This is a genomic window from Collinsella sp. LCP21S3_A9 (genome assembly GCF_052118785.1).
GTDB lineage: Bacteria > Actinomycetota > Coriobacteriia > Coriobacteriales > Coriobacteriaceae > Collinsella.
Genome location: NZ_JBQKGN010000002.1, coordinates 1 through 19663, shown reverse-complemented (window position 1 = coordinate 19663; position 19663 = coordinate 1). Strand labels below are relative to the sequence as shown.

Genomic DNA, 19663 nt, shown 5'->3' with positions numbered 1-19663 from the left:
GGTCTACACGTCCCTCCTTACAAACGTTCCTTCGTGGTTATACGAGCAGCGGGCATGCGCGGCCTGCGTCGACGCCGGGTCGACAGCAGTGACGTTGCCCGCCTCGAGTTCGCGCAAGCGCTCGGCAATGCCGGCCTCCACGCGATCGAGCAGGGCGTCGAAGTCCATGCTGCCACCCTCGCCGGGGAAACCTTTCTTAAGGCCCGGGATGCGACCGTCGCCACGCTCCTCCTCGAGCAGCTCGGCGCTCGCGGCACCGCGCAACGCGGGCTTGCCGCCCTTGGTCGAAAAATAGAGTGCCGCACGGGTATCCAAATCCAGCGCCCGGCGCATGGCCTGGGCGTAGATGAGCGTTTGGGTATGTGGCGGCAACCAGCGCGGATCGTCGATGGGCGCCGTGCCCGATTCCTCGTCGCGCACCGTAGGGTCGGCGAGCTTAAACTCCTCAACGCCCGTGCGATGTTTGTAGTCAATCACCACAGCGCGATTCTCGGCATCCACATCCACACGGTCGATGCGCCCGCCGAGCGGCCAGCCGGCATACTCGACCTGGAGCTCGTTGAACGCAAACTCCAGGTAGCGCGGAGCGAAGGGGGCAAGCGCCTCGGACTCGTAGGCAAGCACGCCCTCCAGCTGCGGCAAGATCTCGGCCACCTGGCGCTCCTCCACCGGCGAGAGCGGCACCAGCGGGCCCTCGTTGCCACGCTTGCCGGCGTGCTCGGCCAAGGTCTCGGCAAAGACCTCGTGCAGCAGCTCCTGCGCACGCGGCAGGTTTTCGGGCGTCACACGCTCCATGCCCTCTTGGGGCAAACGGGCATGCAGATGTTCCAGCACGTCGTGGACAAAGTTGCCCTTCTCCATGTTGCCAAAACCCGCGTCGATAGACTGGGGCTTAACGCGATACGAAACGAACCAGCACAGCGGGCAGGTGGAATAGGCCTCGATCTGCGAGGCAGACGTCAGACGCGGTACAAGCGGCGCGTCCTCGCCCTCGCCGTCCCGACGGCGCAAGACCAGATATGGCACGGCCGCCTCGCTCAAATGCTGAGGAGCCTCGCATGCCACGCGCTCGCGCTTGAGGCCCTTGCCGGCTGCAGGGTCAAAATCACCTACGATATCGCCCTCGCCCACGCATGTCACCTGAGCGGCACCGGTGGCCTCGGCATGCGCCCGCAACTCGGTCCACACGGCAGCCGGATAGCACTCGCGCGCCTGGCGATCGTGCGTCACGCGCGCAAGCGCAACTGGGCCACGTGCCGCCCGCATCGCGTGGCCAAAGCGCACGCGCAACAAGGCCGCAGGCTCAAGCGTCACGCCCTCGCGACCAAGGCTCGCAGCCAACGTGGCCAGCGGTCCTTCCTCGTGTGAGAGCGGATAGCTGTCCAGATCGACATCGGCAAACAGCACGGCATCGTAGCTGCCGGGGCGCAGAGCCGCCGCATCGGCAAGCGAGGCAAAGCGAACCTGGGCACGTGGCGCACCGTCAACCTCGTAGGTCTCGTAATCGTAGGCGGTGCTACGCTTGTCCACCTTGGTGCGAATGCCATCGAGCACGGGCACGGTCGCGGCCTGCGACACGTCGAGCGCGCGGGCGTCATTCATAAGGATGTCGATGGCGTGGCGCAGCAGGGCCGTCTCCGCTTGGCGACGAGCTTGGCCATCCAGGCTGCCCAGCGAGCGATCGGGCAACGCCTCGGCAACGGCAAGCATGGCCTTGAGCGCCGTCACGGGCTTGTCGCGCCACAGTGCCTGGAACACGTCCGAGACCACACACGGTACGTTCTTAAACCAGTTTTCGTCGCTCGCCGCCTTGCGTGCGCCCCTCACCTGGCCTTGCACGCTCTGCAGCAGGCTCTTAGCGCCCGCGGTAGTCTTGCTACGCGAGAGACGCATATTCTTATCGAAGATACGGGCATTGGCTGCATCAGCGCCCGAAAGCGGGCTGTAGATCCAGTCGGTAAGCTCCGGCGCGGGCCACCACTCGGTCTTTGACGCCACACCCTTATCGGCCGCCTTCATGCGCTCGATCAAGCTGGCAAGCGCCGCAAACTGCCTGCCCGCAATGGATTGGGAAAACGCCGTGAATTCAGTTGTCTCGGCAGCGATATGACGAGCCGCCAGACGAGAGGCGAGCTCACCGAACAGCTGGGGTGCCCGGGCAGAAACAACGAGCACGCGTACGGGGTCGGCGGAGAGGCCGGCGGTATCGTCGGCCCCGAAACCCTGGCACGCTTTTACCAGATCATCAATTGCGTCCGCATAAGCATGAGCACGGGCGTGGGGGCCAGCGACCTCAATAAAGGCAGGCTGAGCGGTAGCTCCACAAGCGGCATCAGACGCGACGGCGTCCTCCCCCAGCGGCGCGACCTCAAACAGCACACCGCTGGCATCAAATGCCGCGGCAAGTTCCTCGCGCATCGCCGCCTGCTCGCGAGCAAGCAGCACGACGACCTCTCCCCCACTGTTCGCCACAGCAGACAGCAGCTCGAGCAGACCGTGCGTAAACGACGTGACGCCGCGTACACAGACGGCACGGGCGCGCGCCGGCAGATTATCGGCCAGGGCGCTGGCCATAATGTCAGCCGCCTCGCAGGGCTCGACCATATCTCGACGGTCCAAACCGCCCGCGTAGGCACGCAAAAGCTCGAACACACGAGCCTCGGCATCGCTTTTTGGCTCAGGCCGGCAATTGTTGCCACGGCATCGCTCGGCAGCTGTCCCCGCCACACCTGGCAGCACATCGCGGGCCATGCGCGCAAGCATGCGCACCGTGCCCTGGCTGCGCGAAAGCGGCTGCAGGTCGACATCATCGAGACGCGTGACCATGTCCGAAAACAGCATCTGGCGCTGCAGGTTGTCGACGAAACCGCGCCCGTCGCCCAAAAGCTCCCAAAGCGAGCGAAGCCACGACGCGGGCGTCTTGTAATCGATGCCCAGCGAAACGCCGGCTTCCGCCGCATCATGACGGCACAGGTCGAGCTCGGCAAACGTTGGCGCCAGCAGCACGGCACGCCCGTGGCGGGCAATAAGGTCGGCAAGCAGCGCCGATTCGGCATCGCTCAAATCCGTGCCGGCATTAGTGGTATAGATTCGAACAGGCATGGCCCTCCACTCAAACTGTTCGCAATAATCAATGCATCCATCCTACCCGCCCAAGCGGACACATTGCCACCGCAGCTTCATCTTTTGGCGCTTTGGAGACAAGTCGCTTTGCACCACATTGGTGCCAAGGGGGCAGACTCGTCCGTCGGTGCAAGGGGGACAGGTTCGCTTGCGCCACATTGGTGCAAGCGAACCTGGCCCCTTTGCACCAATTATTCGGCATATAAAAACCGCCCCCGGAGGAGCGGTTTTTCACAATTCGTTTTGCCGCGGCCTATTCGCCATCCTCCAGCTTAATGAGGATCTTGCGGTAGCCACCGTACTCGCCGTTGAGCGCCTTGGATACACGGCTCACCGTGGTGGACGAAGCGCCGGTACGGACCTGAACCTCGACATAGGGCTCGCCCTCATCCAGGTAGCGCGCGACCTGCAGACGCTGCGATAGATCGCAAATCTCGCGCGGTGTGCAGATATCGGTCAAAAACGCTTGGATATCTTTCTCGTCGTCCAAAAGACTAAATGCGTGGACTAGCTGCTTGACATCAGGCTTGTCAAACATGTTCTCAATATTCATCGATCACCGCCAAACCCGCCAAAAGGCATCGAAGTTGATACTGGCACCGGGCATCGTTCGCCCATTCTATGCAATAGGGCAACGCATGTGGCTTTTGCCCGTAGCAGTTTAGCACACCACCAAACTAAAGTGACAAGACTCTCTGTCAGCGGCGCGTTTTTTAGGACGAACGCCGTTTTGAAACCGAATGCGCACGCAAGCTCCACGAATATCTGAGACAATGGGCGCCCAACGCAGAGGCGCACGCCAAGGCAACCATCCGATTCGCCGCGGCAAACGAGCTTACGCGCCACCAACACGTCACGCGCACCGGAAAGGAACCCACCATGCGCTTCTTGCTCAACTGGCTTTTGACCTCAATCGCTATCGCGATCGCCACGTTCCTCGTCCCCGGCATTCAGCCCTTCGGCATGGCCGACGCCTGGGTCTGCTTTGCCTTTGTGGGACTGTTCCTCAACGTCGTCGACTCGCTCGTCAAGCCGCTCCTGACGGTCATCTCGCTGCCGCTCACCATTATCACGCTGGGTATTTTTCAGCTTGTAGTCAACAGCTTTATGCTCGAGCTTGCCAGCTACCTATCGGTAAATCTGCTGGGCGCGGGCATCTCCATTGCCAGCTTTGGGTCGGCCTTTATGGGTAGCATTTTGGTGTCCATCACTCGAAGCATCTTCGACAGCATCGCCGGGAACTAAAGCAACCGGATACGGACCGCCACAACACGCCAAAACGAAGGCCGTCCATCGCAACGATGGACGGCCTTCGCCTTTGTCAAGCCTCAGAGGACAAAAGAATCTACCATTTCTACCCCGTCACCAAATGGCTGGTGGGGCTAGATGACGTAGTCGTAGCCCCCGTTGGGGGCGACGAGCGCATCGAGCGTCACACCGTCGAGGTAGTCGTTGATGAGCTTGTCCAGGTTCTTCCACACGTCGAGCGTGGGGCACTCGTCAGATCGCGAGCAGCCCTTGCAGTCGCCATCCAGGCAGGCGACCGGCGCCAGGCTGCCCTCGGTCAGGCGCAAGATCTCTCCCACCGTGTACTGCTCGGGCGGGCGCGTGAGCACGTAGCCGCCGCCCTTGCCGCGCATGCCCGAAAGCATGTTGGCGCGCACGAGCGTAGCCAAGATGTTCTCGAGATATTTCTCGGAAATCCCCTGTCGCGCCGCGATCTCTTTGAGCGGGATGCGACCGGCCGCCTGGTGCTCGGCCAGGTCGACCATAACGCGCAGGGCGTACCTGCCCTTAGTAGAAACCAACATATATAGTGCTGCCTTTCGGTCTTTTAATCCGTTGAAATTCTAGCCGAAAAATTGGCTTTGAAAATACCCGTTCCGGTCAAGGTGGTTAATCAGCTCGTAATAATCTCCTATTTCCTATTGCATTACTAGGCTTTAGTGTCTACTATGCTTGCCAACAGCTAAACAAACAACCTATAAGGTTTATAGGTTTAGCTACTAGGCCACCGTAAAACCACACGGTATCCAGTCATTTGAACACTTTGGAGGTTCACCATGAGCAAGGTTTATACGTCCATCGATCAGCTTATCGGCCACACCCCGCTTTTGGAGCTCACTCACTTTGAGGCCGATGAGGACCTCAAGGCCCGCGTGCTCGTCAAATTGGAATACTTCAACCCCGCCGGGTCCGTCAAAGACCGCGTCGCCAAGAACATGATTGACGAGGCCGAGAAGGCCGGCAAGCTCGTGCGCGGCGGCGACTATACCATCATCGAGCCCACGAGCGGCAACACCGGCGTCGGCATCGCCTCGGTGGCGGCGGCTCGCGGCTACAAGGTGATCATCACCATGCCCGAAACCATGTCCGTCGAGCGCCGCAAGCTTATGCAGGCATACGGCGCACAGCTCGTGCTCACCGACGGCTCCAAGGGCATGAAGGGCGCCATCGCCAGGGCCGAGGAGCTGCAGAAGGAGACCCCCAACAGCATCATCGCCGGCCAGTTCGTGAACCCCGCCAACCCCGCCATCCATAAGGCCACGACCGGCCCCGAGATCTGGGACGACACCGACGGCAAGGTCGACATCTTCGTCGCCGGCGTTGGCACCGGCGGCACCGTGACCGGTGTGGGCGAGTTCCTCAAGGAGCAGAACCCCGAGATTCAGGTTGTCGCCGTCGAGCCCGCCACCTCCCCGGTACTCTCCAAGGGCCAGGCCGGTCCGCACAAGATCCAGGGCATCGGTGCCGGCTTTGTGCCCGACGTCCTCGACACCCAGGTCTATGACGAGATCATCCCCGTCGAGAACGACGACGCCTTTGCCACCGGCCGCGCCGTGGGCCACAAGGAGGGCGTGCTCGTGGGCATTTCGTCCGGTGCCGCCGTGTGGGCCGCGCTGCAGCTGGCCAAGCGCCCCGAGAACGAGGGCAAGACCATCGTGGCACTGCTCGCCGATACCGGTGAGCGCTACCTGTCCACGGCACTGTTCCAGGACTAGAGCCTTTTTTCCCATAGGTTGAGCTCAGGGACGAACCTGCCTCCTCTCTCTCCCGGCGGTCTGAGCCCATCCCGTCAGGGTGTCCCACGAGACGTCCGAACTTGCTACAATGTCTGCGGCGCGGAACCAGCCTCCCGCGCCGCTTTTCTTTTTTGGCCACATGCCACCAAGGAGAACCTCCCCATGCACAACAAGCGCGTGCTCGTCGCCATGAGCGGCGGCGTCGATTCCAGCGTGACTGCCTATCTGCTCAAGTGCCAAGGCTACGAATGCGTCGGTGCCACTATGCGCCTCACCTGCCCTGCGCCCGATCCCGTCACGGGCATGAGCAAGGTCGACCGTGACATCGCCGATGCAAAGGCCGTCGCCGATCGCCTGGGGATACCTCACCATGTGCTCGACCTGCAGCAGGCCTTCGACCGCAACGTTATCGAGCGCTTCGTGACCGCCTATCAGAAGGGGCTGACGCCCAACCCGTGCATCATCTGCAACCGCCATATTAAGTTTGGCGCGCTGCTCGACGCGGCGCTCGATATGGGCTGTGACTACATTGCCACGGGTCACTACGCCAAAACGAGCCAAGCGCCCGATGGCACCTGGCAGCTGCACCGCGGCGAAGACTCCAAGAAGGACCAGAGTTACTTTTTGTATTCGCTCACGCAAGAGCGCCTGGCACGCACAATCTTTCCGCTGGCAGGGTTGGACAAAGAGCGCGACGTGCGCCGCATTGCCGCCGAGCAGGGCTTCATCAACGCCAAGAAGGCCGAGAGCGAGGATATCTGTTTTATCGCGGACGGCGACTACGCGGGCTATATCGAGCGCCGCTGCGGGCATGCCGCCGAGCCGGGCGATATTGTATGGCGCGACGGCAGCGTGGTCGGACGCCACAACGGCGCACTGCGCTATACCGTCGGCCAGCGCAAGGGCTTGGGCGTCGCGATGGCGCGCCCCGTGTATGTAACGGGCGTCGATGCCGCCAACAACATTGTGCATCTAGGCGAGGCTGAGGACCTGACGGCGACAGCACTCACGGCCAACGACTGGATCTGGAGCGCCCCTGCCGACCGCATGGAGGCAGAGCTCACGTCCGGCGACATTCGCGTGGGCACCAAGTACCGTTACCGTCAAAAGGACCAGGCAGCGATCCTTACACGTGGCGCCGACGGACAGATGCTTCTGACCTTTGACGAGCCGCAGCGCGCCGTCGCCCCCGGCCAGGCCGTCGTTATCTATCGCGGCGACGTCGTCCTGGGCGGCGGCACCGTAACCGCCGCCATCAGGTAGCCGCAGGATTATCGCCGCACGTGTCGAAGCACTTCAACAGCAGCATTCACCTCGATAACGCGACGCTCGAGGCCGCGGCAAATGGACTCGAGCCGGCCCTCCGCTGTGGCCCATTCGCTCTGCGAAAGAATCTCGATCGCCTCATCAACAAATCCGTTGAGCCGCGATGAATCGAACCAATCGAGTGAGTCCGCAAGCGCCAGCTGGACGGAAGGGTCGGGCCCAAACGGCTTAGCAGAAAACCCAAACTCCCCAGCTGCGAGCACGGCAGTTGGTACGTTGTACCACAGGCAGTTGCCGCTATCGAACAGCGGAGCAGGCCTTATCTCCAGGGTGTCGACATTGCGGATGATGCCGAAGTTTCGCCAATGGCGATCGCTGTTGGCCAAAAGGGCATCGCAGACAATCATCTGCGACATAGACCTTCTCACGGCAGCCTCGTCTGCTCCATGCTTACCAAGGAAGCGGCAGTACCGGTCGTATGTCGAGTTTCCCCGCTGGCTACCAAGTGCGCCCTTAACGTAAACAGCCGGAACGTATTCCTCGCGGCCGTCAAGAAAGTCGTCGCACAGACACACAGGGCCATCGAACATCCGCTCAACCGTATAAGGAACAAACTCGCCCTCCGACAACAAGCGACGATGTAGAGCCGTTGCAACCGCCTCGTTAAAGGGACGCTGATCGTCCATGCCGCACCCCTTGACCAGAACGCGAACAGCGTTGCGAATCATCCACGATTTAGGGAGCTCGCCCTCGGACGTGTTATCCGGATTATTAAGACCGATGCCCTCCAGCCAACCCGAACGTCCCTCGGGCGCCGATCGCTCAAAATCATTCTCGAAGTAATTGAGGTTTCGCCATTTGAGCCCGTCGCATTCTGCCGGCCGCAGCCAATAGCAATCCGAAAGCGAGAGGCCCAGGCACTGAACCGGGACCTCGATGCCACTGGCAATTCCCAGTTCACGATAGCGCGAGACGAGTCCGGGGCGAACATCGGGCACCGACCGATGGCTCCACCACACGTTGAGTTCCCGTTTATTCACCGTAGGAGAAGAGCTCGAGCACGTGCCAAACGGCATTCGTTGTGCATCGAGGACCTCCGCGATTTCGAAGGGAAATTCGCGCGACGAATCAAATGAGACATGCGCGACCTCATGGTCGGCCGACATCAGCGTAAACTTGCGCCCCACATCGGCCGCAGGACGGCGTCCACGTTTGCGGACCTTTTGATAAGCGACCGCGGAATTGTACTCGACCATCTTCCGTCCGCCCACAATATCGCACGCGAGCGTTCCCGATGCGGCAAGTTGAGATATGCGGGCTTTCGTAACGCCCAGCAGGCGGGCAGCATCACCCATAGACAAGTACTCAGACGTATCCATACACCGCATCACCTCGTTAAGTAATTTACACGTTTAGTTAATAGATTACATACATCATAATACTAAACGACCCAAAGCGAAAAAAAGCCCGAGAAATCGGGCTTTAGCGATTGGTCAGCCGAGTCGCAAGCTGATCCCCTAGCGCTGAACGTAGGCGCGAACCAGCTCGTAGGTATTGCGCACGCCGTCGATGTGGCTGCGCTCGTAGTTGTGGCTCGCGTACACGCCAGGGCCGATCAGGCCGTGACGGATGTCGTAGCCGGCGGAAAGCGTGGCCTCAACGTCTGAGCCGTAATGCGGGTACACGTCGATGGCGTAATCGAGCTCCAGCTCGCGCGCGATATTGGACAGCGTGGTCACCAGATCGTAGTTGTAGGGGCCGCCCGAATCCTTGGCGCAAATCGAAACCATGCGCTCGGTGCAGCCCAGATCGTCACCCACGCAACCCATGTCAACGCTGATCATCTCGCGCGTGTCGGCCGGCACAAAGGCACCGCCGTGGCCGACCTCCTCGTACACCGTAAAGAGCAGTGAAACCTTGCGCGAAAGCGTCACCTCGCCAGCGGCGACGGCACGCGCCAAACCCAGCAAAATGGAGGCCGACAGCTTGTCGTCCAAGAAGCGGCTCTTAATATAGCCGCTCTCCGTCACCGTGGTGCGCGGATCCATAGCGATGATGTCGCCCGTCTGAATGCCCAGCTCAAGCACGTCATCCTTGCTGTCGACATTCTCATCGAGCAGGATTTCCATGTTCTTCTCGATGGTCTTGACCGGCTCGTCGGCCACGTGCGCCGAAGGCTCGGTATTGAGGACCACACCCGTGTACACATTGCCATCGCGCGTGTAGACGGTGCAGTTCTCGCCATCGGCCGTAGACCACTGATGCCCGCCGAGCGTCGTGGGACGCAGGCGACCATTGTCCTTAATGGAGCGCACCATGGCGCCCAGGGTATCGACATGGCTCGCCAACACAAGCGGCTCGCCCTCGCCGCCAAGCTCAACCAGCACGTTGCCCTTATTGGAACACTCGGGGCCAAAGCCCATATCGCGCAACGTTTCCATTAGATAATCAGTCGCCGCACGGGTATAGCCCGTAGGCGAAGCAATCGAGGTAAGCGCCTTCAACTGGTCAGTAATATAGGAGAGCGTAGAATCCATCTTGGACACCAAAGTCACCCTTTCATATCGAATTAAACCCACAGCAACAATACCACCGCGAACCATCTTTTTACCTAGCGAGACAACCCATCGGGCTTCTCAGAGCAGCGCCCACCACGATAACGAGCCGGCGGGCCCCGCCCGTTAGCCCCAGAATCTTTCCGCAGGACAGAAGGAGGCCCCGCCGCACGTAGTGCGCAGCGGGGCCTCCGACATGTCCGAGGACGATTGTGGGGCTAACGGGCAGGGGACCGCCGAACCATGTTAGGCAGCCGGGCAGATCTTCTTGAAGAGCTCGATGACGTCGTCGAGCGTCGCCTCACGCGGGTTGCCCGGGAAGCAAGCATCGGCCATGGCGTCCTTGGCCAGGACCTCGATCTCGTCAGCCTTCATGGCCTCGCAGACGTGCGGGATGTTCACGTCAGCGGAGAGCTGCTTAACGGCGGCGATAGCGGCGTCGGCAGCCTCATCGGTGCTCATGCCCGTGGTGTCAACGCCCATGGCGACGGCGACCTTGGCCAGGCGCTCGGCGCAAACCGGCTTGTTGAACTCCATGGCAATCGGCAGCAGCATGGCGCAAGCGACGCCGTGCGGGGTGTCGTAGTGAGCGGACAGGGTGTGAGCCATGGCGTGGTCGATGCCCAGGCCAACGTTAGAGAAGCCCATGCCGGCGACATACTGACCAAGAGCCATGCCCTCGCGGCCGGAGCCGGGCTGGCCGGACTTGGCCTCGGCAACGGAGTCGCGCAGGTTCTCGCTGATCAGCTTGATGGCCTCAAAGTGGAACATGTCGGAGAGCTCCCAAGCGCCCTTGGTGGTGTAGCCCTCGATGGCGTGGGTCAGAGCGTCCATGCCGGTGGAAGCGGTCAGGCCGGCGGGCATGGAAGCCATCATGTCGGGGTCGACGACGGCGACCTCGGGGGCGTCGTTGGTGTCGACGCACACGAACTTGCGGACCTTCTCGGGGTCGGTGATGACGTAGTTGATGGTCACCTCAGCAGCGGTACCGGCGGTCGTCGGCACGGCGATGGTGAACACGGCGTGGTTCTTAGTGGGAGCAACGCCCTCGAGGCTGCGGACATCGGCGAACTCGGGGTTGTTGATGATGATGCCGATGGCCTTGGCAGTGTCCATAGAGGAGCCGCCACCGACGGTCACGATAGCATCAGCCTCGGCGGCCTTGAAGGCCTCGACGCCGTCCTTGACGTTCTGGATAGTGGGGTTGGGCTTGATCTCGGAGTAGAGGCTCCAAGCGATGCCGGCGGCATCGAGCTCATCGGTCACCTTAGCGGTAACGCCAAACTTGACCAGATCGGGGTCGGAGCAGACGAAAATCTTCTTGTAGCCGCGACGCTGGAGCTCGCCGGGGATCTCCTTGATGGCGCCGGAGCCATGATAAGAAATGGTGTTGAGAACGAAACGATTAGCCATTGATAGCCTCCCATCGTGTGCGGGGCACCCATTACGCCCCACGCTATGGCTCCCATCCTAACGCTTTTGAAGCGAAAAACGCGTGAGAACGTCAGATTATTTAAAGCGTTTCAACAACTGGTATCGTCACCGCCTGACCATTAAACAAAAAAGGGGCGGCCGAGATGACCGCCCCCTCCCCATTATTGATCAGTGTGGCAAGGGGTCAGCCCCTTGCCACACCCTGCCGCTATTTTTGGCAGGCCTCTTTCCAATCTTCGCAGGCGCGCTTCCAGCGAAAACGCAGGTCGCGCTCGCGGTCGATAAACATGATGGCAAACGCCACGAACAGCAGCACGCTCGCCACCGCAATAGCGTGCAGCCCCATGCGCTCAATACACCAGTTTCCCAGCACAGCGCCAAACACAAAGGTAAAGATCACGCCAAAGTACAGCAGGCCGTTTTCCAAAAAGCCACGCTTGTGGGTGATGATGTAGTCGTCCACGTTTTGCAGCGCGTTGCGCAGGTTACCGATGCACATGGTCGTGGCAATGCCGTGACCGTGGATCTTGCGGAAGCTCTCGACCTGCATACCGCAGGCAAACGAGATGAGGCAGTTGGCGAGCAAGTTGTAGCCGCCACCGGGGATAAAGCTCACGCCCAGCAAGATGACGGCTTCAAAGAACACCGTCACCTGGCGCCAGTGAATCACGCTGCCAAACCGTTCGTGCACCAGGTCGGCAAGCATAATGCCCACGGCAAACGACACCACAGGGAAGAAATAGCGCCCCGCGAGCGCCCAATTGCCCTCCGAGATGCTCACGCCCACCAGCAAGATGTTGCCCGTCTGCGCGTTGGCGAAAACATGGTCGCGCCCAATGTACGAATAAACGTCCATAAAGCCACCGGCGAGCGCCAAGATGATGCCCAGCTCAATAGACTCCGATATCTGTTTGGCACGCTGCATCGTCGTGCGCCCTCCTTGTTGACGACCCTCTCGTGCGTTGGCGGAAACATAGCCGCCGTTCATACTGTAACCCATTGACAACATGGCGCGCCCGCGAGACGGCTTCCCCAACGCGCAGATACATCGTCTGGAAACAAAGGGCGGGCGCGGCATCGACACCCGACACCTCGTGTACTCCACCAGTCTTTTTAGCCCCGTCCCAAAAAGACTGGTTACAATTACGTGCAGTATACAAACACCGGGAGGAATCGTGGCAAAAAAGCCCCAGGACGCTCAGCACAACCAGCACGGCAAGCATGCCCAACGCGGCCAGCAGCAAAAGCGTGGAAGCAAAGCCCAGGGCTCGCGCCCCGCGCATGCCCCGGCAGCGCCTGTCCGCCCCTGGCGCCCGGGCCGCGATAAGTTCCTCCCCGTCAGCCGCGCCGACATGGATGCGCGCGGCTGGGACCAGTGCGACTTTGTCTACATCTGCGGCGACGCCTACGTGGACCATCCCAGCTTTGGCATGGCCATCATCAGCCGCGTCCTCGACGCGCACGGCTACAAGGTGGGCATCATCTGCCAACCCGACTGGACCGACCCCGCCAGCATCACCGTGCTCGGCGAGCCGCGCCTGGGCTTTCTCGTCAGCGCCGGCAACATGGACTCCATGGTCAACCACTATTCGGTGACCAAGCACCGCCGCCACACCGACGCCTATACCCCCGGTGGCGAGGAGGGACACCGCCCCAACCGTGCCGTCACGGTCTACGGCAACCTCATCCGCCAGACATTCAAGGACGCCCCCATCATCATCGGCGGCATCGAGGCAAGCCTGCGTCGCTTGGCCCACTACGACTACTGGCAGGACAAGCTCAAGCGCTCGGTACTGCTCGACTCGGGTGCCGACATCCTCATCTACGGCATGGGCGAGCACGCGATTGTCGAGATCGCCGACGCGCTCGACGCGGGACTGCCCGTCGATCAGATCACCTATATCAATGGCACCGTCTACCGCACGGGTTCGCTCGACGAGGTCTACGACTATGACCTGCTGCCCAGTTGGGACGACCTTACCGCCGACAAGCTCAACTACGCGCGCAGCTTTAACGTGCAGCAGCAGAATATGGACCCCATCACCGGACATCGCCTGGTAGAGCCCTACCCCAACAGCGTCTATGTGGTGCAGAACCCGCCGTCGGCGACGCTCACCACCGACGAGATGGACGAGGTTGCCGAGCTCCCCTACGCACGCGATTGGCATCCCGATTACGACGCAGCGGGCGGCGTGCCGGCCTTTGCCGAGATCAAGTTTTCCATTAGCTCCAACCGCGGCTGTTTTGGCGAGTGCTCGTTTTGCGCGCTCACCTTCCACCAGGGCCGCGTGCTGCAGATGCGCAGCCACGACTCGATCATGCGCGAGGCCGAGCTGCTCACGCGCGATCCCGAGTTTAAGGGCTATATCAACGACGTGGGCGGGCCGACGGCCAACTTTAGCCGTCCCGCCTGCGACAAGCAGCTCAAGCACGGCGTATGCAAGAACAAGCGATGCCTGTGGCCGAGCGTGTGCAAGAACATGGTGGTCGACGAGAGCGGCTACACCCAGCTGCTGCGCGACCTGCGCCAGCTGCCGGGCGTCAAGAAAGTCTTTGTCCGCAGCGGCATCCGCTTCGACTACACCATGGCCGATGCCTCGGACGAGTTTTTGCGCGAGCTGCTGGAGCACCACGTCTCGGGCCAGCTACGCGTAGCACCCGAGCACGTAAGCGACGCGGTGCTGTCCGTGATGGGCAAACCGAGCCGAGCCGTCTACGACGCATTCTGCCGTAAATTTGAACGCTTGAACCGCGAGTACGGACTCAAGCAGTACGTGGTGCCGTATCTGATCTCGAGCCATCCCGGATCGACGATGAAGGAAGCCGTGGACCTTGCCGAGGCCGTGCGAGACATGGGCTACATGCCCGAGCAGGTGCAGGACTTCTACCCCACGCCGTCCACCATGTCGACGTGCATGTACTACACCGGCGTGGACCCGCGCACCATGGAGCCGATCTATGTGGCGCGCGACCCGCACGAGAAGGCCATGCAGCGCGCGCTCATCCAGTATCGCAAGCCCGAGAACTACAAGCTCGTGCGCGAGGCGCTAGAGAAAGCCGGGCGTCGCGATTTGATCGGCTACACCAAGCATTGCCTGATCCGCCCCGTGCCGCCACGCCCGGGCGAGACATCTGCCGGCGGCGGACATGGCACCGGCAAGAAGGGCGGCAAGGGCCACGGTGGCGCTGGCGGCGCTGGAGCCAGGGGGCCCAAGGGCGGCAAGGGCCACGGCGGCATGTCGCGCGCGCAGAACACCGCCGGGCGCAACCGTGCGGCTCAGGGGCGTCAGGGTGCCAACGGAGGCGGTCGCCGCAACTAAGGCAGCAGTGCGCTCGCTGCGTCCATCCCACACGCGTGGCGCAGCGAGCGCATTGCCTCAACGAGGATGACGCCGGCGATAGCGACCGTAATTGCCACGTCGACCGGCGTGTTCACAAACCAGAGCAGGCCCATGAGATACGACCCGGCGTTAAAGGCAAAGTGCAGCAAGATCGTGTAGCGGAGCTTTCCGGTCGTCACGAGCACCCAACCAAAGATGAGGCCGGCGGCACCCGCGTAGCAACCCTGCACCCAATTCATGTGCATAAAACCGAAGATTGCCGCCTGCAGCACAATCGCCGCGGCGACACCCCACGTGCTTGGGGCCGCCCAGGGCACTATGGCGCCGTCTTGCGCACTCGCACGACGCCGGCGCTTCCAGAGCGGACGGCACTGGGGATTAAACGCACGCAGCGAAAACTCAAAGATGACACCGCGCACCAGGAGCTCTTCGCAAAACGGCGCGCCGAGCACCGTGGTCAGGACGGCAAGAGGACTGGTATCGCCCATGCCCGTTTCCTCGACAAGCTCGCTGTAGTCGGCCGCGGCATCGGGCAACAGCGACAGCACGGCGTCGGTCACGTAGCTAACGACCACCTGCAGGGCAAGACCGATCACGATAACGCAGGCGATGCGTTTCCACGCCCCACGCGCTCCCCCGCCGAGCGGATGCTCGCTTTGCGAACGCGCCATAAACGAGCGCGGCCACAGATAACGCCACCACAGCAGCGCCATCAAAAACGACGCCGTCTGAGCGGCGGCCTGAAGCAATTGAATGTCGAGGTCATCGATCGAAAAACCCATGAACACCGATGCGACGCCAAGGGCGGAGAACAAAACGACGCTCAGGGCAATATCGACAGCGACGACGCCAAAACAGGCAAGCGCCCACGCTATCGCATTGAGCATGCCAACCTCCTCAAAACCCGGCACTGAGGGACGTTCCTTAACTGCCGGCAGAAAATGAACGTCCCCAAGTACCGGCAGTTTGGGACAGTCATTGTTGATGAGAATCGGGTGCAGTGCCAAAGGCCCCGCTGGGCGAAATGTCGAACGGGAAAGTGCCGCAGCGATTGAACGCGGCGATAAACATGCGGATGGCGTTGGACGGCGTGGTGCCCACGAGCTGGGTTGCCGCCGCGAAGGCCGCCTTTTCCTCGGGCAAGACCTTCGCGACAACTGGGGTCATGTGTTCTGCCATGGCGCTTCCTTTTTGAAACAACGGTAGTGCGGATAGATGCGGGCCACGCGGCTGGGCGACGGGCTGTGAAGGCAACCCGATTGGCCCGCATCTGGAGTTTGTTTCTGCGGCGTTGGTATTACTTGGTATTCCTAAGTTATACCCGGCAGATAGAATACCACACCCGATCCCATGGGGACGGAGAAAAGACGGATGATTTTGTTGCTGGGTTAGTATTTAGAGCGTGGTGATGTCCGAGATATCGAGGGCCTAAGCGTCGGCGTATGGCGCGCCCAGGCTGGGTATCCGGCGCATGGCGCCCTATTGTCTTGCATAATTTCGCTTATGCCATGCATAAAAAGACGGGGGCACCCCTTCTCGTCCCAACGTACCCCCGCTTGTACCGTGCAAAAACCGGAGTTTTCAGCATCGCGGCCCCCGCAGGCGGTGCCGCGAATCGTGGACGCCGCGCGATTGGCGTCGTTTTGGGGCACGGCGCGACGCGAAACGCGCGTTATCGCCGCGCCGGACGCCGTCAGCCAACCCAAATCGCCTGCCGAAGGATCCCGCCGGCTCAAAAAGACGATTCCGGCGCGTATGCAGTCACCCCGGCTTGCTGAAAACTCCCGAAAATGCACGGCGCGCCCCGGGGGACCCGTGCGCGCCACGAAAAACACGCCTGCATCCAAAAGAATGCGAGCGCGAAAGCCGGATGGCGGCAAGGGCGCCAGGCAGCGGGCGAAATCCCCGGCGTGTCCGCCCGGGCACCGCAGCCGCCGCGCGTCAGCAGAAAACCTCATACCCTACGTCGATGTCGGCCCCCGCATACGCGAATCTCCAACTAGGTCGATAGCCCGTATCCCTTGACGCGACCGTCTCCGCGCGTTTCCGCGAAGAAGACTGGCCCCACCTAATACTGAGCCCACTAAAAGGGCCCCGAGCATAGTCTGCTCGAGGCCCAAACTCGTGTCGCCTTACCGCGCGACGCGTATGTTACTTGCGCTTGCCGCCGCCGTCACCGGGGCGACGGGAGCTGCCGCCGCGCTTGCCGCCACGGCTGTTGCCATAGCTGCCACGGTTATCGCGACCGCCGGCACGGCCACCACGGGAGCCGGCCTGGTTGCCGCCGCGACCGCCACGGTGGCCGCCGCGACGCTCTTCGCGGGTATCGTCGTAGTTGCGCCAGTCATCGCGACGATCGCGGCTGGCACGCGGGTCGCGACGATCTCGACTGGCACGCGGATCGCGACGATCGCGCGACTCGCCAGAACGGCCGGCGCCACTGCGGCCGCCATTGCCGCGAGCATCCTCGCGACGCTCACCGCCGCGGCCGCCGCGCTCTTCAAAGCGCTTGCCGCCACGGGACTCGCCGCCGCGGCCGCCGCGCTCGTCATCGCGACCGGAACGACGACGGTCGCCCGCGCCGCGCTTGCCGCCGCGCGAGCCACGGCCCTCTTCCTCGCGCTCAACACGGCGACGACCGCCGCGGTCCTCGTCCTCGCGGCGACGGCGATGTGCCTCGCCCTGGAACTGCTTGGCACGGCGCTCGGCACGGTTGCCGCGCGGGGCCGGCTCGACGGCACCAGCACCGGCACGCTCCTCGGCAGCCACCTCGCGGGCCACGCTCTCCACGGCCTCGTCCACGCGAGCCTGAACGCCCTCGCGCACGCGGGTCTTGCCGCCGCGCTTGGGACGGCTCGGGCGCTCGCTGTCGCCGCGACGCTCATCGCGACCACGGTTGGAACGACCGGCCACATCGCCGTAATCGTCGCCGTTGCGCTTGCCGTCGCGACGCGCTTGCTCAAGCTTCTTCTTGCTCTTGGACTTACCGCGCTTGGTCTTCTTCTTCACCTTAAAGGCCGCAGGGTCGCGCTCGGGGTCAACCGCAGGCGGATTGGGGCCCACGTGCAGGTCGCCGGCCTCGTAGATGTCGGCAGTCTTGTCCATGAGCTTCTCGATCTCGTAGAACTCATCCACGTCCTGCTCGGTCACAAACGTGATGGCCCAGCCCAGCTCGCCGGCGCGCCCCGTACGGCCAATACGGTGGATGTAGTCGGTCGGCTCGGCCGGCACGTCAAAGTTCACGACGTAGCGCACGTCGCTGATGTCGATGCCGCGGGCGAGCACGTCGGTTGCCACCAGCACGTCGACGGTACCGTCGCGGAAGGCCGAAAGCGCGCGCTCGCGCTGGGCCTGGCTGCGGTTGCCATGAATCGCGGCAGCCTTGATGCCCTTGCGCTCCAGACGACGGCAGCAGCTGTCGGCACGGTGCTTGGTGCGCATAAAGACGATGGTGCGCTCCGGGCCTTCCTTCTTGAGGAACTCGGGCAGCAGGTTGTTCTTGGCCTCGATGGACACCGGAAACACAAACTGGTCGACGGTGTCGGCGGTCGATGTGGCGGGCGCGATCTCCACGCGGGCCGGGTCGCTCACTAGGTCGGTGATCTCGCCCACGGCCTCCTCGTCGAGGGTCGCCGAGAACAGCAGCGTCTGGCGCTCGGCCGGCGTCTCGCGCACAATACGGCGAACGGCGGGCAAAAAGCCCATGTCGAGCATGCGGTCGGCTTCGTCGAGCACCAGCACCTTGACCTCGTCCAGGTGGCAAGCGCCCTGCTCGATCAGATCGACCAGACGGCCCGGCGTTGCGACCAGGATGTCGCAGCCGTACTTGAGGGCAGCGGTCTGCGGCTTGTAGCTCACGCCGCCCACAACGGTCACGGCAACATGGCCGGTGACGTCGGCGACCTTGCTCGCGACCTCGTCGATTTGCTGGGCGAGCTCGCGCGTAGGGGTGATGACGAGCATCACGGGGCCGCGGCCGTTTCCCTCGGGCTTTTTAGCACCGCGACGACGGTTACGGCCGCCGCGCTCGCGCACAGGTTTGGGAGGAGCGATGTGCTCCAGATTGTTCATGGTCGGCAGCAAAAAGGCGGCCGTCTTGCCGGTGCCGGTCTGAGCGGCGGCAAGCAGGTCGCGGCCCTCGAGCACCACGGGGATCGAACCGGCCTGCACGGGCGTCGGCGCCGTGTAACCCAGGTTCTCGATGGCACGAAGTATCTCGTCCGAAAGACCCAGCTCGTCAAAGGCGGGCAGGTTCTCGGTAGCGGACTCGACGGTCTCGGCGGCGCTGGCCTCGTCGGCCGCATCGAAGGCAGCCTGGGCCATGGCCTCGCGGGTCTCGTCCAGGATCTCGGCGTCGGTGACGTCGGATACAGAATTACGCATATGTTGTTGTTCCTTATCTGCACGCGCAAGGGGCACGGCATGCGGCCGCGCGGGCGTGCTTGGTAGTGCGCTAGTACATACAAAAACGGGTGCGCACAGAGAGGACGTTGCTCAGCACGCTGGCGATCGCTTTGGCAGCCATATCACGCGCCGTCCAGACGCAGCAGCTCTAAGCGATGGAGCAGATTCGCCGCCGGTTAGTATACCCGTACTCCGTATGCCCCCACGTAAACCACAGATGACGAGGCGGACGGGGTGGGTCTGGGCCAATTGTCTCAATCTGTAACATCTACAGGGCAAATCTTCCTCTACGTGTTACAGATTGAGACAAACGGTCAACACGGCCCACAAACGTCTCAATCTGTAACAGTTACCAAGTAAATCGACCCGCAACTGTTACAGATCAAGACAAACCAATCCGTCTGAAGGTACCGTCAAGATTCTTTCGCAAATTGATTTAGTCGTCTCCCGCCCCGTCCTCTTCTAGCCCTCCGCCTTTCCCCTCAGCTCGTCCATCTCCTCCAGCTTCGACATGTCC

General features: G+C 62.1%; 14 protein-coding genes. 4 read left to right on the top strand and 10 right to left on the bottom strand.

What is annotated here, in order from left to right:
* Window positions 1–3 precede the first annotated feature (3 nt).
* On the bottom strand, window positions 4–3102 hold the full coding sequence (locus ACTQ05_RS00980; RefSeq protein WP_441537742.1) for a PD-(D/E)XK nuclease family protein: 3099 nt from the start codon (window positions 3100–3102) through the stop codon (window positions 4–6).
* A 274-nt stretch (window positions 3103–3376) separates the two neighbouring features.
* Window positions 3377–3676: a YerC/YecD family TrpR-related protein gene (locus ACTQ05_RS00975; RefSeq protein WP_154515917.1), complete on the bottom strand. Its 300-nt coding sequence runs from the start codon at window positions 3674–3676 to the stop codon at window positions 3377–3379.
* Between the two features lie 326 nt (window positions 3677–4002).
* On the opposite strand from ACTQ05_RS00975, the gene ACTQ05_RS00970 reads away from it, so the two are divergent.
* Entirely contained in the window at window positions 4003–4368 is a 366-nt protein-coding gene (locus ACTQ05_RS00970; protein ID WP_441537741.1) for a phage holin family protein, read from the top strand.
* Window positions 4369–4505: 137 nt separating this feature from the next.
* Here ACTQ05_RS00970 and ACTQ05_RS00965 read toward each other — a convergent pair whose 3' ends face one another.
* Window positions 4506–4934, bottom strand: a complete 429-nt coding sequence (locus ACTQ05_RS00965; RefSeq protein ID WP_154515923.1) for an RrF2 family transcriptional regulator — start codon at window positions 4932–4934, stop codon at window positions 4506–4508.
* Window positions 4935–5186: 252 nt separating this feature from the next.
* Between ACTQ05_RS00965 and cysK the strand changes: the two genes are divergently transcribed.
* The gene (gene cysK / locus ACTQ05_RS00960; RefSeq protein WP_154515926.1) at window positions 5187–6125 is read left to right on the top strand and encodes a cysteine synthase A; all 939 of its coding nucleotides are present in this window, start codon (window positions 5187–5189) and stop codon (window positions 6123–6125) included.
* 18 nt (window positions 6126–6143) lie between these two features.
* On the top strand, window positions 6144–7409 hold the full coding sequence (mnmA, locus tag ACTQ05_RS00955; RefSeq protein WP_441537740.1) for a tRNA 2-thiouridine(34) synthase MnmA: 1266 nt from the start codon (window positions 6144–6146) through the stop codon (window positions 7407–7409).
* Between the two features lie 8 nt (window positions 7410–7417).
* On the opposite strand, the gene ACTQ05_RS00950 is transcribed toward mnmA, so the two are convergent.
* From ACTQ05_RS00950 to ACTQ05_RS00935, 4 genes are all read right to left on the bottom strand, one after another.
* Window positions 7418–8791 carry a hypothetical protein gene (locus tag ACTQ05_RS00950; RefSeq protein ID WP_441537739.1) on the bottom strand — a complete coding sequence of 458 codons (1374 nt, stop codon included), beginning with the start codon at window positions 8789–8791 and terminating at the stop codon, window positions 7418–7420.
* Between the two features lie 138 nt (window positions 8792–8929).
* The gene (locus ACTQ05_RS00945; RefSeq protein ID WP_441537811.1) at window positions 8930–9949 is read right to left on the bottom strand and encodes a M42 family metallopeptidase; all 1020 of its coding nucleotides are present in this window, start codon (window positions 9947–9949) and stop codon (window positions 8930–8932) included.
* 264 nt (window positions 9950–10213) lie between these two features.
* Window positions 10214–11380: a lactaldehyde reductase gene (fucO, locus tag ACTQ05_RS00940; protein ID WP_154515935.1), complete on the bottom strand. Its 1167-nt coding sequence runs from the start codon at window positions 11378–11380 to the stop codon at window positions 10214–10216.
* Between the two features lie 229 nt (window positions 11381–11609).
* A complete protein-coding gene (locus ACTQ05_RS00935) occupies window positions 11610–12326 on the bottom strand; it encodes a YoaK family protein (protein WP_154515938.1) in 717 nt (238 codons plus the stop codon).
* A 250-nt stretch (window positions 12327–12576) separates the two neighbouring features.
* Between ACTQ05_RS00935 and ACTQ05_RS00930 the strand changes: the two genes are divergently transcribed.
* The gene (locus ACTQ05_RS00930) at window positions 12577–14721 is read left to right on the top strand and encodes a YgiQ family radical SAM protein (RefSeq protein ID WP_441537738.1); all 2145 of its coding nucleotides are present in this window, start codon (window positions 12577–12579) and stop codon (window positions 14719–14721) included.
* On the opposite strand, the gene ACTQ05_RS00925 is transcribed toward ACTQ05_RS00930, so the two are convergent.
* The 3 genes from ACTQ05_RS00925 to ACTQ05_RS00915 all read right to left on the bottom strand — a co-directional run bounded on the left by ACTQ05_RS00925 (window position 14718) and on the right by ACTQ05_RS00915 (window position 19125).
* Window positions 14718–15629, bottom strand: a complete 912-nt coding sequence (locus ACTQ05_RS00925) for a CPBP family glutamic-type intramembrane protease (RefSeq protein ID WP_441537737.1) — start codon at window positions 15627–15629, stop codon at window positions 14718–14720. The two genes, ACTQ05_RS00930 and ACTQ05_RS00925, sit on opposite strands and share 4 nt — an antisense overlap.
* Window positions 15630–15717: 88 nt before the next feature.
* Complete coding sequence (locus ACTQ05_RS00920) at window positions 15718–15921, bottom strand: type II toxin-antitoxin system RelB/DinJ family antitoxin (protein ID WP_117647680.1); 204 nt, start codon at window positions 15919–15921, stop codon at window positions 15718–15720.
* A 972-nt stretch (window positions 15922–16893) separates the two neighbouring features.
* Entirely contained in the window at window positions 16894–19125 is a 2232-nt protein-coding gene (locus ACTQ05_RS00915) for a DEAD/DEAH box helicase (RefSeq protein WP_441537736.1), read from the bottom strand.
* Window positions 19126–19663 lie beyond the last annotated feature (538 nt).

Bases quoted from the DNA above. Each gene is read 5' to 3' on its own strand.
- ACTQ05_RS00915 (WP_441537736.1), bottom strand. From the start codon at position 19,125: ATGCGTAATTCTGTATCCGACGTCACCGACGCCGAGATCCTGGACGAG.
- ACTQ05_RS00975 (WP_154515917.1), bottom strand. From the start codon at position 3,676: ATGAATATTGAGAACATGTTTGACAAGCCTGATGTCAAGCAGCTAGTC.
- ACTQ05_RS00920 (WP_117647680.1), bottom strand. From the start codon at position 15,921: ATGGCAGAACACATGACCCCAGTTGTCGCGAAGGTCTTGCCCGAGGAA.
- ACTQ05_RS00925 (WP_441537737.1), bottom strand. From the start codon at position 15,629: ATGCTCAATGCGATAGCGTGGGCGCTTGCCTGTTTTGGCGTCGTCGCT.
- ACTQ05_RS00980 (WP_441537742.1), bottom strand. From the start codon at position 3,102: ATGCCTGTTCGAATCTATACCACTAATGCCGGCACGGATTTGAGCGAT.
- ACTQ05_RS00945 (WP_441537811.1), bottom strand. From the start codon at position 9,949: ATGGATTCTACGCTCTCCTATATTACTGACCAGTTGAAGGCGCTTACC.
- ACTQ05_RS00935 (WP_154515938.1), bottom strand. From the start codon at position 12,326: ATGCAGCGTGCCAAACAGATATCGGAGTCTATTGAGCTGGGCATCATC.
- fucO (WP_154515935.1), bottom strand. From the start codon at position 11,380: ATGGCTAATCGTTTCGTTCTCAACACCATTTCTTATCATGGCTCCGGC.
- ACTQ05_RS00965 (WP_154515923.1), bottom strand. From the start codon at position 4,934: ATGTTGGTTTCTACTAAGGGCAGGTACGCCCTGCGCGTTATGGTCGAC.
- ACTQ05_RS00950 (WP_441537739.1), bottom strand. From the start codon at position 8,791: ATGGATACGTCTGAGTACTTGTCTATGGGTGATGCTGCCCGCCTGCTG.
- cysK (WP_154515926.1), top strand. From the start codon at position 5,187: ATGAGCAAGGTTTATACGTCCATCGATCAGCTTATCGGCCACACCCCG.
- ACTQ05_RS00970 (WP_441537741.1), top strand. From the start codon at position 4,003: ATGCGCTTCTTGCTCAACTGGCTTTTGACCTCAATCGCTATCGCGATC.